This is a genomic window from Gorillibacterium sp. sgz306347 (assembly GCF_059735245.1).
In genome coordinates, this window is record NZ_JCAPET010000010.1 from 60,681 (window position 1) to 82,462 (window position 21,782).

Consider the following 21,782-nt stretch of genomic DNA (forward strand, 5'->3'; position numbering starts at 1 on the left):
TAAGATGAAGGCAGACATTTCCCGAGCCAAACGAGGTGAATAAACGTTGGACAGCACCGATACATCGATAGCCTTCATTATTTCCTGCTTTTGTTTCGCGGGGGTTGTGATTCTTTCCCGCCGCAGCATCAAGCCGCCGCTGAGCCGCTATTTGGCGACCGCCGCTCTTGTTATGGTGGTCCTGGCGTTCGCGCTGCTTCTGTACATGGTGTTTACCGGCAAGTTCATGTAGCGCTTTTCGCTTGCGGAAGTATTTTCTGCTATCATAAGAAGAAGCGAAACCGGGCACCCTATCCGGAAAAATCCGAGGTGCCCCGTTATGAAGCGTACCGTAAGCTTGTTACTGGCCGTTTGTTTGGCTGCCGAAACCGTCCTGCCCCTGCAGGCGCAAGCGGTTCCGGCAGGCAAGCAGCGCGCTGCATCCCAACCGCACGCGAGGAGGATTCCGATGAATGAAGTCATGAAACGCAAAGACGTTCCCGTGGAGCATCAATGGAAGCTGGAGGACCTGTTTGCCGACCAGGCCGCCTGGGACAAGGAATATCAGGAAGTCAAGGGCTCCCTGGGCAAGTTCAGCCAGTACCACGGCAAATTGGCGGATGCCGACGCCGTGAAGGATTGCTTTGCGCTGGAGGACGAAATCTCTTTACATACCGAGCGCTTGTACGTCTATGCCAGCATGCTGCACCACGGCGACACGGCCGAGCCGGACCCGCAGGCCCTCTCCGAGAAGGCCCGCAAGCTGAGCGTCGAAGTCAACGAGGCGCTGTCCTTCATCACGCCGGAAATTTTGGCGCTTTCGGACGAACAGCTGCAAACGCTGGTGAAAGCTCCCCAGCTCGCCCCGTACAAACGGACGCTCGACGAGATGATCCGCCAGAAGCCGCACGTCCTGAGCAAAGACCAGGAAGCGCTGCTCGCGCAGGCCGGCAACATCGCAGGCGCACCCGGCACCATTTTCAACATGCTGAACAACGCCGACCTCAAGTTCCCCAAAGTGAAGGACGAGGAAGGCAATGAGGTGGAGCTGACGCACGGCCGGTACATCCAGTTCCTGGAAAGCAAAGACCGCGAGGTGCGCGAAGCCGCATTCAAGGCCATGTACGACACGTACGGCAAACTGAAAAACACCATCGGGGCGACGCTGGCGTCGAACATCAACAAGAATATCTTTTATGCCCGCGCCCGCAAATACCCGTCCGTTCTGGAAATGTCCCTCTATGGCGACAAAATCCCGACCGAGGTATACACCAACCTGATCGAGACGATCCACGAATCCCTCCCCCTGCTCCAGCGTTACCTGAAGCTGCGGGAAAAGCTGCTCAAGGTCGACAAGCTGCACATGTACGATCTGTTTGCCCCGCTTGTCGAGGAGTTCAAGTGGGACATCACGTACGACGAAGCGAAGCAAATGGTGGCCGAGGCGCTGAAGCCGCTTGGCGGCGACTACCTGAAGGTGCTGGACGAAGGGTTCCAAAACCGCTGGATCGACATTTACGAAAACGAGGGAAAACGCAGCGGAGCTTACAGCTGGGGAGCCTACGGCACCCATCCGTACGTGCTGCTGAACCACAAGGACAATCTGAACAGCATGTTTACGCTGGCGCATGAGATGGGCCACGCCATGCACTCTTATCTGTCCGACACGAACCAAAGCTACCGCGACGCACAGTACACCATATTCCTGGCCGAGGTCGCATCCACGCTCAACGAAGCGCTGCTGATGGATTACCTGCTCAAAAAGACGGACGACCCGAAAGCCAAAATGTACCTGCTCACCTACTACGCCGACCAATTCCGGACGACCGTGTTCCGCCAAACGATGTTTGCGGAATTCGAGAAAATTACACACGAGAAGATGGAAGCCGGCGAGTCGATGACGCCGCAGGCATTCAGCAAGATTTACTACGACCTGAACGTTCTCTATCACGGCAAGGACATGGAGGTCGACCAGGACATCGAGATGGAATGGGCCCGCATTCCCCATTTCTACAACAGCTTTTACGTGTACAAATACGCCACCGGCTTCTCGGCCGCGACCAGCTTCTCCAAGCAGATTCTGGACGAAGGCAAACCCGCCGTCGACCGCTACCTCGGCTTCCTGAAGAGCGGAGGAAGCGACTATTCGATCAATATCCTGCAAAAAGCCGGCGTCGACATGTCCTCTCCCGAGCCGATCAAGCAGGCCATGGCCGTGTTCAAAAGCCTGATCGAGCAAATGGAAGAATTGACGAAGGACGCATAAGCTTCACAAGGAAACAGACAAAAGCGCAGCCTGCCCCGCCGATTTGCCGGCCGGGCGGGCTTTTTCACATCCGCCGCAAAAAGAAAAAATCCATAACTGGCAATTGAAACCTTTTTGCCGGATCGGACGTCTAAGGGGCAGCCAAGTCTTCGGAAAGGAAGATCCCTTTGAAAAAAATCGGTACGGCTTCCCTGCTCGCCTGCGTTCTGTTCTTCTCCGCCTTTTTGGCCGTCGGAGCGGACGAACCGCTCAAAGCGTCCCCTGCGGCGGCATACAAAATGAATCCGCGAGACGCGGAAGAGCAGGCGCTTCCGGCTGTCGGCTCGTTCAGCCAGCTCCGCAAGCTGCTTCGAAAAGCCTCTTCCGCCCCGGGTATCGGGTATGAGACCCTGGACGGGGCGGCGACAGGCGCCCAAGAGGCCGTCGTCGCCTCGTCCGCCAAAGGCGGAGAAAGCTCCTCCGCCCCCGCCCAATCGGCCGGCGGTTATTCTCAGACAAACGTGCAGGTGCAGGGCGTAGACGAAGCCGACCTGGTCAAGACGGACGGCGAATACCTGTATCAGGTCAACCGCAGCCGGATTGCGGTGGTACGGGCAGTACCCGCAGGAGGTATGACGCTTGCAAGCCTGATTCCTTTTGAATCGGGCGTTGTTCCGCTTGAGCTGTACCTGGATGGAAGCCGTTTGATCGTTCTCGCCGCCGCTTCCCATCCGAACGGGCCGGAGCCGGTCGGAGCAGCAGTCACAAGCGACCTCGTCCCCGGCTGGGGCACCTCCACCACCACTCTTGCCATCGTATACGACCTGACGGACAAATCCGCTCCGAAAAAAGTACGCGAGTTGGAGCTGCAGGGCCATTATCTGTCCAGCCGCAAAATCGGCGGCACGCTTTACCTGCTGGCCAACCGCTGGCTCGACCGCTACGCCATTACGGAGGGCGACCGGGAAGAAGACGCCGCCCTGGTCTACCGCGACACGGCGGTTTCGCCGGATTTCCGCAAGCTGGATTACGATCAGATTCGCTATTTTCCAGGGTCGGAGATGGACTCTTATTTGACGGTCGCCAGCCTTAACCTGGCGGAGCCTGACGAGGAAGCTCAAGTGGACGGTTATTTGGGGGCCGGGGAGACCATCTACTGCTCCACGGAAAACCTTTACGTCGCCTTGACCGCATACGACCGGAAATCCTGGCTGGACGGCGGACTGTTTTCGGGGCACAGAACCGAAGCACAAACGGAGCTTTACAAGTTTCGGCTTGAGCAAGGGGCGCTTCGCTTCAGCGGAAAAGGGACGGTTCCGGGCACCGTGCTGAATCAGTTCTCCATGGATGAACACGGCGGCTACTTCCGCATTGCGACAACGAGCGGAGAAGGCTGGGCCGCAGACGGCTACCGGTCCCAAAACAACGTCTATGTGCTGGACAGCAGCCTGAAAACGGCGGGCAAGCTGGAAAACCTTGCCCCTGGCGAACGAATCTATTCCGCCCGCTTTATGGGGAACCGCGCCTACCTGGTTACGTTTAAAACGGTCGACCCGCTCTTTGTGCTGGACCTGTCCGTCCCGGAAAAACCGGGCGTATTGGGCGAGCTGAAAATTTCCGGCTACAGCGACTACCTGCATCCCTATGACGAAACGCATCTGATCGGCTTCGGCAAGGACACGGTGGAAGCGGAGAGCGGCGGCTTTACCGGCGGCACCACCGCCTACTATCAGGGGATGAAAATCGCCCTGTTCGATGTCAGCGACGTCAACAACCCGAAGGAACTGTTCAAGGAAACCATCGGCGACCGGGGGACGGACTCTCCGCTGCTGCGCGATCACAAAGCACTTTTGTTCAGCCGGGAAAAGAACCTGCTGGCGTTTCCCGTCACCGTAATGAAGCACAAAACGGAAAACACGGCCGGGAAAGCCGGCCAAACCGGGAGTGCGGAGAAAACAGGTTCGGAATCCCGGGAGGAGGTTTCGCAATACGGGGCGTTTTCCTTTCAGGGGGCTTACGTTTATACGCTCGATTTGCAGAACGGCTTTCAACGGAGAGGGGCCATTACGCATCAATCGGAAAAGGAGCAGGCGGAGGCCCGGAGGGTCGGCTATTCCGAAGACGAAAGGAAAACCGTCGAGCGGCTCCTCTACATCGGAGACACCCTGTATACGCTGTCTTCTTCCGAAATCCGCGCCAGCGCGCTCGGTGATTTGCGGGAGCAAGGAAAGCTGATGATTCCCGGAGAATAATCAGTCAATCAAAACCAAAGAGCCCCGTTTCTCCCGCAAAAGGGGAAAGGGGCTCTTTGGTGCGGCTTCCCGCATAACGCTACAAGTCGTCTTCCTCCGCCGTGCGGGCAAACAGGTAGTGGTCCTCCCACTTGCCGTTGATGTATAAGTACCGTTCGGCAAGTCCTTCCCGGCGGAAGGCGGCTTTTTCCATGACGCGCAGCGATGCCGTGTTCCAGGGCATAACCGCAGCCTGAAGACGGTGCAGCCCCGCCTCGCGGAAAGCGAACGACGCGGCAAGCCGGACGGCCTGCGCGGCGAAGCCCTTGCCCTGATGGCGGACGCCGACGGAATAGCCGACGTTGGCGTTTTGCCAGACGCCGCGATGCACGGCGGACAGGCTGATCCGGCCCGCCAGCTCGCCGGTGTCCAGGCGGAAAATGCCGAATGTGTATTGGGTATCCTCCTCCATCAAGGCGGCGCCGCGCTCGATTTCCTCCTGCTGGGCCTCGAGGGTGTAGAATTCTTCCGGCCGGGCAGGCTGATACGTTTCGTAATGCATCCGGCTTTCCTGCCGCATCGCCAGCAGCGCTTCGGCGTCTTCCGGCAGCAGCGGCCGCAAAAAGACGCTTCCCTCCTCCGGCATAATCAGGCCGTCCGCTCTCCGACTGGTCCACTTGCTCATGCTGCTCTCCCCTTTCAGCCTAACCCCAGAAACCCGATTCCGGCGGCGATCACGCCCGCTGCAAGCGAGCTGACGACATTCACGGCGTCATTGTTCATCCAGCGGATGCCGCGGACAAAGTCGGCCGGCTTGCCGCAGTGAACGCGGCGCTCCACCAGGCGGCCGCAGGACCGGCAGCGGTACATGCGCTGAACGGTGGCCCCGAGCAGCGAATCGGCAAAAGCCCCGGCCGCGCCGGCGATGAATGCGGCCGCCAGCAAAAGCGCGCCCGTGCGCAGCCAGCCGGCAAACGAACCGGCCAGCGCCGCATCCGCCGCGGTCAACACAACCGCCGCCAGGCCGATAAATAAACCGCCTGCCGCGGCAGCCGCGGAGCCGAGCGCCGATACGCCGCCGGAGGTCCCGGCCGGAACCGGCTTGCCGGTCAGAATCGACCGGGGCGGCTTCCTGCTGAGACCGCCGACCTCGGTTGCCCAGGTATCGCTGGTTACGGCGGCCATCACGCCGACAAACGCGAAGAGCCAGACCGGATCGGGCCGCCACGCCCATACCAGGCACAGAAGCGCACCCGGCAGGCCGTTGGCGAACACCTGGCCGGCGTCCCGGGTTCCGGTTTTCTCGTACCCTTCCTCGGCCTTCGCTTTCCGTTGCCTTTTCCAGAGGGACAACGCTGTCGAGGAAGCAAAGAAGGCGATCAGCGTGCCGAACCAGACCGTGCGGCCGAAGGCATAAAGCAGCGTTCCGATCAGAATGGAGGCGAGCACGCCGGACAAGGTCAAAGCGCGTTTCCGGTACGCATAAGCCCCGATGCCCATGCTGCCCAGCAGGCCGATCGCCCAGGCCCAGCTCCCTCCCGGCAGCACGGGGCCAAACATCCGGTTGACGGCGTCCGCCGCGTCAAGCAAGCCCGTCCATCCGGCCGAATCCGCGCGGACGGGAATCAACGGCCGGTCCCTTCCGGTGTGCCGCCGTCCGCCAGAAGAGCCGTAAACGCTCCCGCCGGCTTCCGGTCCCAGAACAGCTCGAAGCGGTCGCCGTTCCCTACCGGTCCGACTCCCGCCGGCGTACCGGTAAAGATCAGGTCGCCCGGCCCCAGGCCGTAATGCTCCGCGATAAAGTCGACCAGCGTTTGCGGCGAAAAGATCATGTCGCTCATCCGGCCTAGTTGAACCTGCTCCCCGTTCTTCCGGAGAGAAAACGGAGTATCGAACGCGGAAGCGCCGGGATAAGGACGGAACGGCCCGATCGGAGCCGAATTCCGGAAGCCTTTGGCCGCCAGCCACGGATGGCCCTTCGCCTTCAGCACGTCCTGCACCGAGCGAAGCGTGAAATCAATCCCGAGGGCCAACGCATCCACCAGGTCATCCGTTTTAATGCCGGCCTCGTAAGGACGGCCGACGCGAAGCACCACCTCGGCCTCATAGTGCACGTCCCCCCGGTTTCCGGGCAGTGCAAGGATGCCGCCGTCCGCCGGAACAACGGCATGCCCCGGCTTCATGAACAGCATCGGGCTGTCCGGAACGGCATTGCCCAGCTCCTCGGCGTGGAGCCGGTAGTTTCGGCCTACACAATAAACAGTTCGGATTTCCGGATTCGACGTTTGCATCGTTTGTGTCTCCTTTTGCGGGCCGTTTCGCCGCGCACGGTTTGTGTTGCTGTCCTACAGCTGCCTTAACGCCGTCCGGTCACAATCTGGCCGTCCTTCAGCACGCTGGCCCCGAACGACATTTCGGTCAGCCTTTTAAACAGAGCCTCCGCTTCCGCTTCGGTCATCACCTTCGGCTGAGCGGCTTTGGTGAGAACCGGCACCGCATTCACGGCGCACTCTCCTTCCCTCGTGCAGGACGCCTCCAGAATTAAGCTGTCCCAGGTTTTCGGCGTGTTGTTGGTGGTGAAAATAAAATTGCCCAGGCTGTACGCGATCCATTTGCCTTTGTAATTTTCGAACCCCTGGAGCACATGCGGATGGCTCGCGACCACAAGATCCGCCCCGGCGTCGATATACCGGCGGGCCAATTCCTTCTGGTAAGGCTCCGGAAGATCGTTGCGCTCCACGCCCCAGTGCGGAATCACGACCACGAGATCGGCTTGCTTCGCCGCTTTTTGGATGGCCTCCACAGGCAGCGTGTGGTTATAGGTATCCGCCACGCCCGGAGAGGAAGGCCCCGCTTTCCAGGATTGCTCGGGAACGACGCGGCTGAAGCCAAGGAATGCGATGGTCATCCCTTTTTTCTCCAGGATCACCGGCTGGAACGCCTCGGCGGCGTTATGTCCGGCGCCTACATACGGGATGCCTGCCCCGCTCAAATGATCGAAGGTATCAAGCAGCCCCTGCTGGCCGTAATCGAGAATGTGGTTGTTGGCCAGATTGACCAGGTCAAAGCCCGCCTTTTGGAAAGCCGGCAGCACCTCCGGCGAGGAGCGGTAGACGTATTCTTTTTGCTGCTTGGTGCCGCGTTCCGTAATCGGCGTTTCCAGATTGGCGATGGTCAGGTCGGGCCGCTGCAAGTAGGACAGCACCTGTTTATACGGGTAGTCGTACCCGTTTTGCGCCAGCAGCTTTTCCACGGTGCTCCCCAGGAGAACATCTCCGACAAACGACATCTGAATCCGGTCGGGATCGGTAAAAACGCCCGGGTCGTAAGGAACCGCAGGCGCAGCGGACGTCCCGCCGTCTCCCGCGGTACCGGCGGTGTCCGGGGAAGCCGTGCTGCCGGCGCTTCCCGGACTTTCCGACGGCGAACCGGCCGATGGCGCCTCCGTCGGGCTGGCCGCGGGCGTCGGCTCCACGGACGGTTCCGCGCTGGGCGGCAGCGTAGCGGACGGGGCGGCGGTCGCCGGCGGCAGGGTGGCGGCAGGCGCCGGCGGAGCGGCGGACTGTCCGGCCGCCGCCGTCGGCGAAGGCTGCGGCGCCTCCGCCTGCCGGGAATCGTTCCAAAGCCCGCGCACCGCCCAAACGATCAACACGGTGGCGGCCGCGGCGGTCAAAAGCAGCAAGCGGAACCGGCGCTGTTTCTTGCGCTTGCGGTTCACGCGCGACATGTTCGAAGATGGCATGGTTCAGAACCCCTTTATCTATGTATGAGTCAGTCGGAATGATTCCGCAACGGAACCATTATAGCAAACAAATCACCTCCCAACCACGCAGGCCGCGCCCTTCGCGCCGGGATACCGGGTGGCAATTGCAGGCCGTTTGCGTTACAGTTAAAGAATCTTGTCCGAAACGGGGTACCCTGATCATGAAAGCCGCCGCACCCGCCGCCTTTTCTCCGACCGGCCGGGACCATCTTGTTTTTGTGCTTGTCACACTGTGCTATTGGGCCTCCATGTACAGCTATGTTCCGGTACTGCCGGATTATCTGCAATCGCGCGGGCTGTCCCTCTCCTATACCGGAATTGTGCTGGGCAGCTACGGGCTCGTTCAGCTTTTTTTGCGTTTGCCGCTGGGCATCGCCTCCGACCGCCTGATGAAGCGCAAACCGTTCATGCTGCTCGGGCTGGCCTCCTCGGTCGCAAGCTGCCTGATTTTCACCCTGGAAGGGGCGGCATGGCCGCTTGCCGCACGCGCGCTGGCCGGCGTCTCCGCTTCGGCCTGGGTGGCGTTTACCGTGCTTTATTCGGCCTATTTTACCGCTCATGAAACGGCCAAGGCGATGGGCAGCATCTCCGTCATCACCGCCGTAGGCCAGTTGGCCGGGATGACCGGCAGCGGCTGGCTCGCCGATACCCGGGGGTATCCGTTTCTGTTCATGCTTGGCGCGGGACTCGGCTTGGCGGGACTCGCCGGCCTTGCGTTTGTAAAAGAGCCCGCGGGCGGCGTCGTCCGGGAGCCGATCCGGCTTGCCGGGCTGAAGCGTGTCCTGACGCCGTCCCTGATCTCCGTTTCGGTGCTGTCGATCCTGGCGCACAGCATTCTTTTTATCACCATGTTCGGGTTTACCCCGCTGCAGGCCCAGGCCCTCGGCGCCAGCAAATCCGATCTGATCTGGCTGGTATGTGCTTTTATGATTCCGCACGCGTTCGCCAATTTCGCCAGCGGCCGCTGGATCGCCCCCCGGTTTGGGGCCCGGAATACGCTGCTGGCCGGATTTCTCGCCAGCGCGGTCTGCACGCTGCTCATTCCCGCCGTCCCGGCTTACGGGGTACTCGCTCTGACGCAGGCGGTCAACGGCTTCAGCCAGGGCCTCTATTTCCCGCTGTTCCTCAGCCTTTCCATCCACGGCGTGGAACACGAGAAACGGGCAACCTCCATGGGCTTCTACCAGGCGGTTTATTCGCTCGGCATGTTTGGAGGCCCGTTTCTCGCCGGCTGGATGAACGATTCGTTCGGCCTCGCGAGCGGCTTTTACCTTGGGGGCGGAATCGGCTTGGCCGCCGCCGCTTTTTGCCTGATCCTGTACCGCAAGTCCGTCTTGACCGAATAAGGAAACAAAGGGAGTCCTTCTCAATGGAAAAATGGAAAGTCAATCTGTCCGTCCTCTGGCTGGGGCAGTTTATTGCGCTGGCCGGCACAACGATGGTCACGCCGTTTCTGCCGCTTTACCTTCAGGAACTCGGCATGAGCGATCCGCATGAGGTGGCCATCTGGTCCGGGCTGATTTTTTCCGCCAACTTTGTCACTTCGTTTATCTTTCAGCCGATCTGGGGAGGGGTCGCCGACCGGTACGGGCGGAAGCTGATGCTGCTTCGCTCCGGCTACGGCATGGCGATTGTCATCGCCTGCATGGGCTTTGCCACCAACGCCTGGTGGCTTCTGCTGCTGCGGCTGCTGAACGGCACCATCTCGGGCTTTGTCCCCGCGTCGGTGACCGTTTTGTCGGCCAACACGCCGAAGGAAAAGATCGGCTTCGCCATGGGCATGCTCCAGTCAGGCGGCGTGGCGGGCACGATTCTCGGCCCGCTCATCGGCGGCCTGCTGGCCGACGTGATCGGCTACCGGCACATTTTCTTCCTGACCGGCGGGCTGCTTGTTGTCGCATCCCTGCTCATTACGTTCCTGCTGCACGACAATTTTGACCGGAAGGCCGCTTTGAAGCAGCCGAAAATGTCGCTTTTCCAAAGCTTCCGCGAGCTTTCCCATGTCCGCGAGCTGCCCGCGCTGTTCTCGGTGACGTTTCTGTTCCAGTTCGCGCTGCTCGGCCCCTCGCAGCTTCTGCCGCTGTTTGTGCAGGACCTGCACGGACAAGCCGAAAACCTGGCGTTCTTCGCCGGCCTGGTCAGCTCCGCAAACGGGATTTCGAACATGATTGTCTCTCCGTTCCTCGGCAAGCTCGGGGACCGGTTCGGCTCGCAGCGGGTGCTGAACCTCTGCCTGATCGGCGTCGCCTGCTCTTTTATCCCGCAAGCGTTTGTAACCTCCGTCTGGCAGCTGTTTGCCATGCGCTTCGTCCAGGGCATGTTTATGGGCGGGCTGCTGCCCTCGGTGTATACCCTCATCCGCAAATATACCCCGGAGGGCATGGAAAGCCGGTCCTACAGCCTGAACACGAGCACGCTCGCCCTGGGCAATGTGCTGGGCCCGATCACAGGCGGGTTAATTTCCCCGCTCTATGGAATTCAAGGCGTGTTTCTCGTATCCGCCGGCCTCCTGCTGCTCAACGCGCTTTGGGTGCGCCGGTCCCTGAACCGGCCGAATCGCGCGCAGCGTCCGGCTTGATCCGGCTTCCGTAAACGAAAGGCCGTCATACGCGGCGTCCTTCCTGAAATAACGTTTCGGGCCGGCCATATGTTGCAGGCCATTTCCTTGCTGCCCGTCCCTCGCATCGTCATCCGCAGTAAGCGGCAAAAAAACAGGAGCATCCGAACGTCATCCTTCGATGACGCCGACGCTCCTGTTTTTGCTAATGCGGCAGAATGGAAGTTGCGACCGTTCGCCGTTCCCCCTTCACCCGGGCGATCGCAAGCCCGTCATAACCGGGCAGCAGCGTGCTCTCCAGCCGCGGGTCCGAGGCGACCCGCTCGTTGAACAGCCGGATGCCGCGCACGCCCGGTCCGTCGCTTGCCGGGTCCAGCGTCTTCCCGTGCAAAAAGCAGTTGTCTCCGACGATGACTCCGCCCGGACCGGTCAGCCGGATCGACCATTCGAGGTAGTCCGGCGCCTGGATTTTGTCCGCGTCGATAAAAACCAATTCAAACCTGCGGCCCTCGTCCGCCAGCCGTTTCAGGCTTTCCAGCGCGTCGCCGGTGCGGTATTCGACATTTCCGGCAAAACCGGCCCGTGTCAGCTGCTCCAGCGCGACCCGGGCGAATTCCTCCTTCAGCTCCAGCGAAACAAGCCGTCCGCCGGACGGAAGACCGCGCGCCAGGCAGATGCCGCTGTAGCCGCCGAGCGCTCCGATTTCCAGCACCGACCGGGCGCCCGCTATTTTCACCAGCAGCGTGAGCAGCCGTCCATAGCCCGGCGAAACCGAAATCTCCGGCATGCCGTTTTGCCTGACGGCTTCAAGCGCTTCCTCCAGCTGTTCATCGCGCGCATATAGGGAATCCGCGTATCGTTCCGCTTCCTTGCTGTCCATTTTCCTGTGCCACTCCCTTGTCTGATCCGCCCGCTTCCGCCGATGTTTGTCATCCGTGCAGGCTTTGCCTATACTCTAACTATACAAGATTGCCACCCAAAACAGAAAATGAAACGGAGCTAACCGATGAACATGCAATTGATCGCCACCTGCCCCATGGGGCTGGAAGCCGTGGTCGCCCGGGAAATCAAGGAACTGGGCTATACGGATTCGTTCACCGAAAACGGACGGGTCACCTTCAAGGGAGACGCGGACGCCGTCTGCCGGGCCAATTTGTGGCTGCGGTCCGCGGACCGGATTCTCGTGAAAATGGGCGAATTCCCGGCGCGGACCTTTGACGAGCTGTTTGAAGGCACCAAAGCGCTGGACTGGCCGGACTGGATTCCCGGTGACGCGGAGTTTCCTGTCGAAGGCCGCTCGCATAAATCCCAGCTGTCCAGCGTTCCCGCCTGCCAAGGCATTGTCAAAAAAGCCGTCGTCGAAAAAATGAAATCCCGCTACCGTTCCGACTGGTTCCCGGAAACGGGCGCGCGGTACGTGATCGAGGTCGCTCTCCTGAACGACATTGCCACGCTGACCATCGACACGACCGGCCCGAGCCTGCATAAGCGCGGCTACCGCAAGCTGGTCACGGAAGCCCCGCTTAAGGAAACGCTCGCCGCCGCGATGATTCTGCTCAGCCGCTGGACGCCGGACCGGCCGTTTTACGACCCGTTTTGCGGCTCGGGCACTCTTCCCGTCGAGGCGGCGATGATCGGCTGGAACCTCGCGCCCGGCCTGCGGCGCTCCTTCCCCTCCGAGCATTGGCCGATTATCGGCGACAGCGCCTGGGAAGAAGCCCGCGACGAGGCCTACGATTCCGTCCGGGATGATGTGCCGCTCGACATTCGCGGCTCCGACATCGACCCGGCCGCCATCGAGGTCGCCCAGGCGTCCGCCCGCGCGGCGGGGCTGTCGAAGGAGCTGCGCTTTTCCGTGGAGCCGGTTTCGTCCGCAAAGCCGCAGGGAGAAAGCGGCTGCCTGATCACAAACCCGCCCTACGGCGAGCGCCTAGGCGACAAAGACGAAGCGACCGTCGCCCTGCGCGGGCTTGGCTCGATGATTCAGCGGCTGGACAGCTGGTCGGTTTTTGTGCTGACGCCGAGCAAGCAGCTGGAGCATTACTTCGGAAAACCCGCCAACAAAAAGCGCAAGCTGTTTAACGGCCGGATCGAATGCGCCTATTACCAGTTTTTCGGCAGCCGCCCTCCCCGCACACCCGGTTCCGAGGGCTCCAAAAACCCGGCGGAAAGCTGATTTCGCTGCCTGATTCGCCGCTTGTGACAATGTTCACAATTTTGTCCTTGACTGCGCGGGGATTTGGAGTAGAATCAAAAGAAAACGAATAAGGATCTTCGGGGCAAGGTGAAATTCCTGACCGGCGGTGAGCGTGCGATCGAAGCGCGCAAAGCCCGCGACCCGTATTCCTCTGCAGGAATGCGGCTGACCTGGTGAAATTCCGGGGCCGACGGTAAAGTCCGGATGGAAGAAGATCGGAGACAGACATGCGCGCGTTTTTTGAAACACTCGCCGCACGTTTCTTTAATCCGGCCCCCGTACGTCGAATTTTTCGACTGCGGGGGTTTCTTGGTTTGACGGGTTCCTTGTTCGCAAGAAGGAGACAAACGAAGTGAGCGCAAATGTCAACATGGGTACGGAGATGGCGGTCGGAAAACCAAGGTTTAAATTCGGAGCCGGCAGCGGGTTTTGGCTGGTCGTGCTGGGAGCGGCGCTTTGGGGCGTAGACCCGCTGTTCCGGATCATTCTGCTGAAGGCGATGACGCCGGCGCAGATCGTTTTGCTGGAGCATGTGCTGATCGTGCTGTTCGTGATACCGATGATCTGGAAACGGCGGGGTGAGCTGCGGGGACTGCGCGCCAAGCACATCGCCGCGCTGCTCTTCCTTTCCTGGGGCGGCTCGGCGCTGGCGACGCTGCTGTTTACAATGGGCCTGCAATCGGGCAATCCCAACGCCGTGCTTCTCCTGCAAAAGCTTCAGCCCCTGTTCGCGATCCTCATGGCGCGGATGCTGCTGAAGGAAACGCTGCCCCGCCGGTTCGGTCTTTTGCTTGTCCTCGCTTTGGCGGGCACGTACCTGCTGACCTTTGGCTTTACCCTTCCGTTCGGCCACTGGAACGATTTTGCGCAGATCGGCAGCCTGATGTCGCTTGGCGCAGCGGCGCTATGGGGCGGATCAACCGTCATGGGCCGGCTGTCGCTCGGCAAGCTGCAGTACGAAACCGTCACGTCCCTCCGGTTCATCCTGGCGCTCCCCTTCCTGTTTGCCATTACGTGGAGCCAGGGCGCAGCCTGGAACCTGCCGGAAGGCTTCGGCGCCAACGCCGCCGTTTTCATTAATTTGATCGGGCAGGCGCTCCTGCCGGGGCTGCTGGGCATTCTTGTGTATTACAAAGGACTCTCCACCATCAAAGCTTCGGTCGCCACTCTGGCCGAGCTCAGCTTTCCGATGGTCGGGGTCGTCATGAACTGGATCATTGTCGGGCAATGGGTCAAAATCCACGAAATCGCCGGGTTTCTGCTGATCTGGACCGCCCTGTTTATCATTTCCCGCCAGAAGGACGCTGCCGCCCCGCTGGCAAATGCAGCCTGAGGCTGCGAGGCCCCTCCTATAAAGCGCTGCATGCCGACCGCCTCCCTGTCCGTGACCGGGACGGCGGGCGGGCTTTTCCCGGCCTCCCGTTTCGTGGTATTCTTATAGCGATTGAACCAAGAAGTTTAACGAGTCTGTCAAGACTGCGAATGACCGGAACGAAGCGGCCCGCCACGATCCATCCGCGGGCCTCTTTTATGCGTTCGGAAAGGAATCGCCGATGAAAACCTTTGTTTTGGCCGAAAAACCGAGCGTCGCCAAGGAGATCGCCCGGGTGCTCGGCTGCACGAACAAGCAAAAGCATCATTTTGAAGGCCCGCGCTATGTGGTCACCTGGGCGCTCGGCCATCTGGTTACCCTTGCCGAGCCCGAGGATTACGACCCCAAATGGAAAACGTGGGAGCTGGAAAGCCTTCCGATGCTGCCCGAGCCGATGAAATTGAAAACGATCCGGGAAACAAGCCATCAGCTTCGCGGCATCCGCGAGCTGAGCCGCCGGTCCGATCTGACGGACCTGGTCATCGCCACCGACGCCGGACGCGAAGGCGAGCTGGTGGCCCGCTGGATCATGGACCAGATTCAGTGGAAAAAGCCGTTCAAACGGCTCTGGATTTCCTCGCAGACGGACAAGGCGATCCGGGACGGCTTCGCCGCGCTCAAGCCGGGCAAGGATTATGACCGGCTGTTCCGCTCCGCCGTCTGCCGGGCGGAAGCGGACTGGCTGATCGGCCTCAACATCACCCGGGCGCTGACCGCCAAGCACGGGGCGCAGCTGGCTGCCGGACGGGTGCAGACGCCGACGCTCGGCATGCTGGTGCAGCGGGAAAAGCAGATTAAGAGCTTTCAGCCGGTGGAGTACCGCACCGTGGAGGCGGATCTCGGCTCGTTCAAGGCGCAGTGGAGATGCCCCGAGAACGGAGAAGCCCGCCTCTTCGACATTCCCAAGGCCGAGCGGATTGCGGGCGGCCTCGGCGGCAAAACGGCGGAGGTGATTGCCGTCAAGACAGCCGAAAAAACGATTCCCCAGCCGCTCGCTTACGATCTGACCGAGCTGCAGCGGGACGCCAGCAACCGGTACGGCTTTTCCGCCAAGCAGACGTCCAATGTGCTGCAAAAGCTGTACGAGCAGCACAAGCTTGTCACCTATCCGCGCACCGATTCCCGGTATTTGACGCAGGATATGGCGCCGACGCTGAAGGGACGGCTGGAAAGCGTCGCCGTCGGCCCTTATTCCGCGCTGGCCCGGCCGCTTCTGGTCAAACCGCTCCAGGTGACGAAGCGCATAGTGGACTACAGCAAGGTAAGCGATCATCACGCCATCATCCCCACCGAGCAGTTCGTCAATCTGAACGCGCTGACGGCTGAGGAACGGAAGCTGTACGACCTGATCGTCCGCCGGTTTATCGCGCTGTTCTATCCGCCCTGCCGGTATGAAGAAACCACGCTGACGCTGGAAGCCGGCGGCGAGCGGCTGTACGCATCCGGCCGGATCATCCGCGAGGCCGGCTGGAAGGACGTGTACGGCGAACGCGAGCTAACCGACGCCGACGAGGAAGACGGCAAGCGGCCGGACGGCGAGCCGCGCTCCGATTCCGGCGGCCGGCAGCAGCGGCTTCCCGATGTGAAGCGCGGCGACAAGCTGCCGGTCAAGCGCGGCGTGCTGAACCGCCGCTTCACCGAGCCGCCCGCCCGCTTCACGGAAGCGGCGCTGCTCGGGGCCATGGAGAAGCATGGCCTGGGCACGCCGGCAACCCGCGCCGACATCATCGAGAAGCTGCTCGGCACGGATACGATCGAGCGGCAGGGCGCGTCGCTCACTCCGACAAGCAAAGGCCTCCAGCTGATCGAGCTGGCCGCCGAGGAGCTGCGGACGCCCGAGCTGACCGCCGAGTGGGAGCGCGAGCTGGAGCAAATCGCCCGGGGCAGCGGCGACCCCGGCCGGTTCATGCGGTCCATCCGCGAGAAAACGGTCCGCATGGTGGAGGACGTCAAAAAAAGCGGAGCCGCCTACAAGCCGCATAACCTGACGCAAAGCCGCTGCCCGGAATGCGGCGAGCGCCTTCAGGAGATCAAAAGCAAGCGCGGCAAGACGCTGGTTTGCTCCTCCCGCGAATGCTCCTACCGGCGCGCGGCCGAGCCGGCGACCTCGAGCAAGCGCTGTCCCCAATGCGGCAAGCGGATGGAAATCCGGACCGGCAAGGCGGGCAAATTCGCCCAATGCCGTCCCTGCAACCTCGTGGAAATGCTGGACGGAAGCGGCGGCGGCCGGAAAGCTGCGAAGGAAAACCGGGCCCTGGTGGAACGCTACCAGGATGCCGCGCCGCCAGCAAACAGCCTCGCCGACGCGTTGAAAGCGGCCATGGAGAAGAAGAAGGGCTAAAGCCGGCCGGGAAGTCGTTCCCTTTGTCTGCGGCCGGACTCTCCTGCTCGCTAGCGAGTGTCAGTCAAAACGCCATGCATGCAAAAACTCCCCTTTGCCCGATCCCGACAGGCATTAAGGGGAGTTTTTTTGTATGGTTTCTTCCGGCGACAGCGCCCACCGCGTGTAATTCCGGTCAGTCCGCCGCCCGTGCCGCCGCCGAAGTGTTCCGGGCGGCCTGCCGCTCGGTGAGCGCATCCCCTCGCCGGTAAAACCAGATGGCGCTGAGGGACAGCGCGGCCATGACCGAGAACAGCGTGCCGCCGCCGGGACCGTCCAGCAGGAAACCGCCTAGCAGCGGGCCGATAAACGCGCCGATGTTTTGAAACGACTGGGCGCCAAAATAGGTGCCCCGCATGCCGTCCGGGGCGATGCGGTCGATCAGAACGCTGCCCGCCGGGAAGGAAAGGATTTCACCCAGGGTAAAGACGAACATCGACGCCAGGAACGTGACGGAATTAAAGGAAAAGGCGTAGCCCAGATTGCCGAACGCATACATGATCATGCCGACGGTAATCGCCACAATCGGCGATCGCTTTGCCGACCAGGCGGACAGGGGCAGCTGGAACAAAAGCACGGCGATCGCGTTCAGGCTCAGCATGGCCGCGAACAGCTCTACGCCGCCGACAAAATCTCTTTCCAGGTATTGCGCCAACGTCACGCTCATCTGCGAATAGCCGATGGAGCTGATGGTCGCTCCGAGCAGAAAATAGCGGAACCGGACGTCCTGGCGAATTACGCTCCAGGCCTGGGCCAGGGTCGTGTCTTTTTTCTGCTCGCTTTCGATCTTGCGGATGCCGAAGACAATCAGCAGGATATGCAGCGTAAAGGCATACAACAGATAGACGACGCCGGTCAAAATAAAGGCGAGCGAGGCGTTGCGGGTGCTGAAATAGGCTCCGGCCAGCGGCCCGACCGCGACGCCCACGTTAATGGCAAAATATCGCAGCGAAAACACCTTCATCCGTTTTTCCTTCGCGGTTAAATCGGCCATCAGCGCTTGCGAGACCGGTTCAAAAAAGGAACGGCACAGGCCGTTGACGATATTCAGGAAAACAAAAACAAGCGGTTCCCGGGCCACGCCAAACCCGATAAAAACGCCGCCCCAGCCAAACAGCGCCGCCAGCATGACGGTGCGCCGCCCGATCCGGTCCGAGATCGCGCCGCCGAAAAAACCGCCGATGGTACCGGCAAGCGACGAGACGGCGATGATCAGGCTTGTGCCAAAAATGCCGGTGTCGCCGGACCGGCTCAGGTAAATGGCGAGGAACGGCAGGCTCATACTCGAGGCGCCGCGCGCCATAACCGTTCCGATCAGAAGAATATGGACGACGGGGTGAAGCTCTTTCAATTGGCCCCAATACTTCCCCGGGGCCTGCATAAAGGAACGATAAAATCGGCTCATGGCTGCTCCAATCCGGCATTATTGCATATTGATCTGACGGTAAAAGTCCCGGCTTCTCTTGCGGCTGTACGCAAAGGAAGCGAGCAGGGCCGCGAGCAGCAGGGCTTGCGCCGACAAGGTCTCCCAGGTGGACGAATAAACAAGAACCCCGTCCAAAAAAACCGCCGGCGTCGCCCCCATCGCCCCCTCCGCCTGGAGCCGGCCGACGCCGACGCCGACCAGGCGAAGCGCCAGCGCCGCGGATAACGCCGGTCCCGACAGCGCGAACCAGCGGATGTCCCGCTTGTCGGGCAGCCGGGGCAGCGCCCATCCGGCAACGAACAGCATAAGCGCGCCGAGGGGAAGACCGGCAAACCAGCCCGCAGGCCCGGTTTGCCCGGCTACGGCGGGCAGATAGAGCGCCCCTTCGGCCGCTCCGCGGAGAACGGTGAGCGCCGCCACCCAAGCCAGCCGGCCGGGGCGGCCCGCCTCCAGCGCATTGGCGGCCCGCAAGCTGACCTTCTGCCGCCAGGCGGCGGCGGGCTGGCCGGTATGAAGGCGGACGCCGACGGTGAGCAGCAGCAAAGCGGTCCCGATCGGCAGCCAGCCGCTTTCCGCGCCGGACAGCAGGCGCACGCCGGCGATACAAGCCGCGGCCCATAACACTGCGCCGGCAGCCAGGCCGCCCAGCGCCCCGCCCAGCGCAAGCCGTTTTCCCCGATCCGGCTGCTGCGTACCCAGCCAGCCGGATAAGGCCAGCAGGGTCAATCCTCCGTCCAGCAGACTGCGGACGAGCAGCGCCGCCGCATCGAAGGCAGGCCAGCCCGCCGCCGCGGGAAGCACGGCGGCCGCGAGCACCGCCGCCGTCCAGTAACCGTAACGTGCCATTGCCGATCCCCCGTCTCCCTCAGGCCCGCAGCCGGATTACAAAAAAAGCGCCTTCGCAGGCGCCTTTCTTCTCCCGGTCCGCTTGTACGCGAACCCGTTAGTGCTTGACGAACGGAGCCGCCTTCTCCACGGCTTCGTCTTCCGTCGGAGCCGTGATATAGCGCCCGTTGATAAAAATAAACGCTTTGCGGGCGCAGGGCCCGCAATACGATTTGCACCCGACGGTGATCGTGGCGTCCGGCGCCAGCTTGCGGAGCTTCGGAAGAACCGTCTTCATCTTCATGTGCTTGCATTTGTCGCAAACGCGGATGTCGTTGGCTGCCACCTTAGTGATCCCCGTGGTTTCCTTTGCTCGGGTTCGTCACCACGAACCCCTCCTGCGGAAGATACAGGTAATCAATGATGATCCCGTCCAGAAGCGGCTCGTTGCGGTCGAGAAGAACCTCGATGCCCTTGTCGGTCGCGACGGTTTCGTCCTGTTCGGTAGGGTTGTCCAGATCCATGGCATAATGCGCATGGTCGCCGTGCTTGTGCGTCACGAGGACGCGAAGCTTCAGGCCCTGGTTTTCTTCCTTTTCCAGTTCCTTTTGTATCACTTTGGCCGCATTGCGGGTAATTTTGCATTTCATCGGTCTTTTTGCACCTCGGTATCTTTTTTCTCATTGTAAAAGAAAGCCGGGTCCCGCGCAACCGGTTCGCGTCGGAAAGCTCTTCCGGCCGGAGCCGGGGTCGAAATCATGGCCGCCGTCTTCAAGCGGCGCCGGGCCGTTCGCGTCTACTCCCAGCGAAAGCCCTGCTTGTCCAGGTAGTCTTTCAGATGCTCGCGGGCGGGAACCGGCATTTTGCGCGCCATCGCTTCCGACCAGGAGGTATCCAGCCTCCCGTTCGAACGGGCGCGCATGTAATCGCGGTACACCGCGTCATACTCCCGCAGCGCTTCTCCGATACCTTCCCGCCGGTACCGCTCGTTGTGCAGCACGGCGCTCATCGGCAGCCGCGGACGCGGTTCGGGGTCCTGCGCCGGTTTACCGACGCACATGCCGAACACGGGGTAAACAAGCTCCGGCAGCTCGAGCAGCCGGGTGACCTCCGCGCTTTCGTTCCGGATTCCCCCGATGTAAACGATGCCGAGGCCAAGGGATTCCGCTGCCACAGCGGCGTTTTGCGAGGCGAGGGCCGCGTCGACGGTCGACACGATGACGTTTTCCGCATTCCGCGCCACGTCCGTTTCTTCGCCCGCCGCCAGCCTGACCGCAACCTGAAGCCGGTACAGGTCCGCGCACCAGACGAGGAAAACCGGGCAGCTCTCCACATAGCTTTGGTTTCCGCACAGGGCCGCCAGCTGCTTTTTCATCGCGGGATCGCGGACGGCAATGACGCTGTACGCCTGAATCCCGCTGGAGGTAGACGCCATCTGGGCCGCGCCGACGATGGCTTCCACCTGCCGGTCCGTGACCGGCTCGTCCGTAAAGCTGCGGATGGAGCGGTGCCTCCGGAGCAGATCGATCGTTTCGTTCATTTTCGCAAGTCCTTTCCCGAAGCTCTTTCCGTTGGAGTATAATCGGATTATAACAAAGCGCCCCGGACGATTCCAACCGTGAAACCGGATGTTTTTCGTTCCCGTATTAAGCTTTCAAAACCTGACGACACAGGAGAGTGCCGCCCCGATGATGCCGTTTTACCGAAAGTATGCCCGCACCGTGTTTGACATTGCTTTGATTGTTTTGACGGTTTATCTGTTTATGCTGCTTTTCAGTTTCCTGTTTAAAATCGCCGCTCCGATCTTGTACGCCCTGGTCATTTTTGCGGCTATCGAACCGCTGGCCAAACGTCTGCACAAGCTGGGTATGAAGAAATCGCTCGCCTCCGCCATTTCCACCTTGCTGTTTGTGGTGATCATTCTCGGGATCATCGTGGGACTCGGCGCGATTCTGACGACACAGCTTCTCAGCCTGTCGAGCCGCATTGCCAACTTCCCGGATACCGTCCAGTCGCTGATCGACAATTACTCCGGGGAATGGGTCGAACGCTGGAACGCCATCCCGCCCGACGTCGCCCTCAAGATCCAGGAGTACGGCGGCACGATTGTCAGCAAGGTATCCGGCTGGGTGAGCGGCTTTCTGATGGGCTTGTTTTCCTGGCTCACTTCGTTCTCTTCGTTCCTGGTCAACTTTGGCGTCGGCATTATTCTGGCCTATTTTCTGAGCATTGAAATCGACTGGTGGAAGCGGCTGGCTACCGACAAGACGCCCAAGACGTTCAAAGGCGCGTTCCAGTTTCTCCGGGTGAACGTGCTGGCCGGAATCGCCGGCTACCTCAAATCGCAGGTCAAGCTGATTACGATCACGTTTGTCGTGATTTTCGCCGCGCTCCTGATTCTTGGCGTGAACAACGCATTTGCCATCTCGCTGCTGGCGGCTTTTTTCGATCTTCTGCCACTGCTCGGTGTCAGCGCGGTATTCCTGCCCTGGATCGCCTATTTGCTTATCGTCGGACAGACGACCCTGGCCCTCTGGCTCGGCTTGCTGCTCGCGGTGGTGCTGCTGGTCCGGCAGGTGCTGGAGCCGAAAATTACCGGGGACACCCTGGGCGTATCCGCGTTTACCATGCTCTCGTTTATGATGATTTCGCTGTCCATTTTCGGGGTTGCCGGCCTGATTCTGTCGCCCGTGCTTATCATTACGCTGAAAGCCTTGTACGAGCAAGGATACTTGAAACGGTGGATTCGCCGTCCGGAAGGCGAATACGACGAAACGCCTCCCTGGGCTTAACCGGCCATTCGGCCG

General features: G+C 61.0%; 19 protein-coding genes and 1 riboswitch. Of the genes, 9 read left to right on the top strand and 10 right to left on the bottom strand.

What is annotated here, in order from left to right:
- Positions 1-46 precede the first annotated feature (46 nt).
- The 3 genes from AC6I6H_RS07730 (at position 47) to AC6I6H_RS07740 (ending at position 4,476) form a co-directional block, all read left to right on the top strand.
- A complete protein-coding gene (locus AC6I6H_RS07730) occupies positions 47-232 on the top strand; it encodes a hypothetical protein (RefSeq protein ID WP_497953166.1) in 186 nt (61 codons plus the stop codon).
- 216 nt (positions 233-448) lie between these two features.
- Positions 449-2,245: an oligoendopeptidase F gene (gene pepF / locus AC6I6H_RS07735; protein WP_497953167.1), complete on the top strand. Its 1,797-nt coding sequence runs from the start codon at positions 449-451 to the stop codon at positions 2,243-2,245.
- Positions 2,246-2,412: 167 nt separating this feature from the next.
- The gene (locus AC6I6H_RS07740; protein WP_497953168.1) at positions 2,413-4,476 is read left to right on the top strand and encodes a beta-propeller domain-containing protein; all 2,064 of its coding nucleotides are present in this window, start codon (positions 2,413-2,415) and stop codon (positions 4,474-4,476) included.
- A gap of 79 nt (positions 4,477-4,555) precedes the next feature.
- Here the strand turns inward: AC6I6H_RS07740 and AC6I6H_RS07745 are convergent, their stop codons facing one another.
- The 4 genes from AC6I6H_RS07745 to AC6I6H_RS07760 all read right to left on the bottom strand — a co-directional run bounded on the left by AC6I6H_RS07745 (position 4,556) and on the right by AC6I6H_RS07760 (position 8,197).
- Complete coding sequence (locus tag AC6I6H_RS07745) at positions 4,556-5,140, bottom strand: GNAT family N-acetyltransferase (protein ID WP_497953169.1); 585 nt, start codon at positions 5,138-5,140, stop codon at positions 4,556-4,558.
- 14 nt (positions 5,141-5,154) lie between these two features.
- On the bottom strand, positions 5,155-5,904 hold the full coding sequence (locus tag AC6I6H_RS07750) for a DUF92 domain-containing protein (protein ID WP_497953228.1): 750 nt from the start codon (positions 5,902-5,904) through the stop codon (positions 5,155-5,157).
- Positions 5,905-6,080: 176 nt separating this feature from the next.
- Positions 6,081-6,746 carry a fumarylacetoacetate hydrolase family protein gene (locus AC6I6H_RS07755; RefSeq protein WP_497953170.1) on the bottom strand — a complete coding sequence of 222 codons (666 nt, stop codon included), beginning with the start codon at positions 6,744-6,746 and terminating at the stop codon, positions 6,081-6,083.
- Positions 6,747-6,811: 65 nt separating this feature from the next.
- Positions 6,812-8,197, bottom strand: coding sequence for a CapA family protein (locus AC6I6H_RS07760; protein ID WP_497953171.1), 1,386 nt, complete (start codon positions 8,195-8,197; stop codon positions 6,812-6,814).
- A gap of 182 nt (positions 8,198-8,379) precedes the next feature.
- Between AC6I6H_RS07760 and AC6I6H_RS07765 the strand changes: the two genes are divergently transcribed.
- Both AC6I6H_RS07765 and AC6I6H_RS07770 read left to right on the top strand, forming a co-directional pair.
- Positions 8,380-9,564 carry an MFS transporter gene (locus AC6I6H_RS07765; RefSeq protein WP_497953172.1) on the top strand — a complete coding sequence of 395 codons (1,185 nt, stop codon included), beginning with the start codon at positions 8,380-8,382 and terminating at the stop codon, positions 9,562-9,564.
- 23 nt (positions 9,565-9,587) lie between these two features.
- Positions 9,588-10,796, top strand: a complete 1,209-nt coding sequence (locus tag AC6I6H_RS07770) for an MFS transporter (protein WP_497953173.1) — start codon at positions 9,588-9,590, stop codon at positions 10,794-10,796.
- Between the two features lie 184 nt (positions 10,797-10,980).
- Here the strand turns inward: AC6I6H_RS07770 and AC6I6H_RS07775 are convergent, their stop codons facing one another.
- Positions 10,981-11,727, bottom strand: a complete 747-nt coding sequence (locus tag AC6I6H_RS07775; protein WP_497953229.1) for an O-methyltransferase — start codon at positions 11,725-11,727, stop codon at positions 10,981-10,983.
- Between the two features lie 54 nt (positions 11,728-11,781).
- On the opposite strand from AC6I6H_RS07775, the gene AC6I6H_RS07780 reads away from it, so the two are divergent.
- From AC6I6H_RS07780 to AC6I6H_RS07790, 3 genes are all read left to right on the top strand, one after another.
- Positions 11,782-12,951 (top strand): THUMP domain-containing class I SAM-dependent RNA methyltransferase, encoded by a 1,170-nt coding sequence (locus AC6I6H_RS07780; RefSeq protein WP_497953174.1) that lies wholly within the window; start codon positions 11,782-11,784, stop codon positions 12,949-12,951.
- Positions 12,952-13,041: 90 nt separating this feature from the next.
- Positions 13,042-13,192: riboswitch (FMN riboswitch) on the top strand.
- A 150-nt stretch (positions 13,193-13,342) separates the two neighbouring features.
- Complete coding sequence (locus AC6I6H_RS07785) at positions 13,343-14,305, top strand: DMT family transporter (RefSeq protein WP_497953230.1); 963 nt, start codon at positions 13,343-13,345, stop codon at positions 14,303-14,305.
- Positions 14,306-14,525: 220 nt separating this feature from the next.
- A complete protein-coding gene (locus tag AC6I6H_RS07790; protein WP_497953175.1) occupies positions 14,526-16,685 on the top strand; it encodes a DNA topoisomerase III in 2,160 nt (719 codons plus the stop codon).
- A 175-nt stretch (positions 16,686-16,860) separates the two neighbouring features.
- On the opposite strand, the gene AC6I6H_RS07795 is transcribed toward AC6I6H_RS07790, so the two are convergent.
- The 5 genes from AC6I6H_RS07795 to nfsA form a co-directional block, all read right to left on the bottom strand.
- The gene (locus AC6I6H_RS07795) at positions 16,861-18,129 is read right to left on the bottom strand and encodes an MDR family MFS transporter (protein ID WP_497953176.1); all 1,269 of its coding nucleotides are present in this window, start codon (positions 18,127-18,129) and stop codon (positions 16,861-16,863) included.
- An 18-nt stretch (positions 18,130-18,147) separates the two neighbouring features.
- Positions 18,148-18,996 (bottom strand): hypothetical protein, encoded by an 849-nt coding sequence (locus tag AC6I6H_RS07800; RefSeq protein WP_497953177.1) that lies wholly within the window; start codon positions 18,994-18,996, stop codon positions 18,148-18,150.
- Positions 18,997-19,093: 97 nt separating this feature from the next.
- A complete protein-coding gene (locus tag AC6I6H_RS07805; protein WP_497953178.1) occupies positions 19,094-19,321 on the bottom strand; it encodes a YuzB family protein in 228 nt (75 codons plus the stop codon).
- Position 19,322: 1 nt separating this feature from the next.
- Positions 19,323-19,625, bottom strand: a complete 303-nt coding sequence (locus AC6I6H_RS07810) for a HesB/IscA family protein (protein WP_497953179.1) — start codon at positions 19,623-19,625, stop codon at positions 19,323-19,325.
- Positions 19,626-19,771: 146 nt separating this feature from the next.
- Positions 19,772-20,515 (bottom strand): oxygen-insensitive NADPH nitroreductase, encoded by a 744-nt coding sequence (gene nfsA / locus AC6I6H_RS07815; protein WP_497953180.1) that lies wholly within the window; start codon positions 20,513-20,515, stop codon positions 19,772-19,774.
- A gap of 148 nt (positions 20,516-20,663) precedes the next feature.
- Between nfsA and AC6I6H_RS07820 the strand changes: the two genes are divergently transcribed.
- Complete coding sequence (locus AC6I6H_RS07820; protein WP_497953181.1) at positions 20,664-21,767, top strand: AI-2E family transporter; 1,104 nt, start codon at positions 20,664-20,666, stop codon at positions 21,765-21,767.
- Positions 21,768-21,782: the final 15 nt, after the last annotated feature.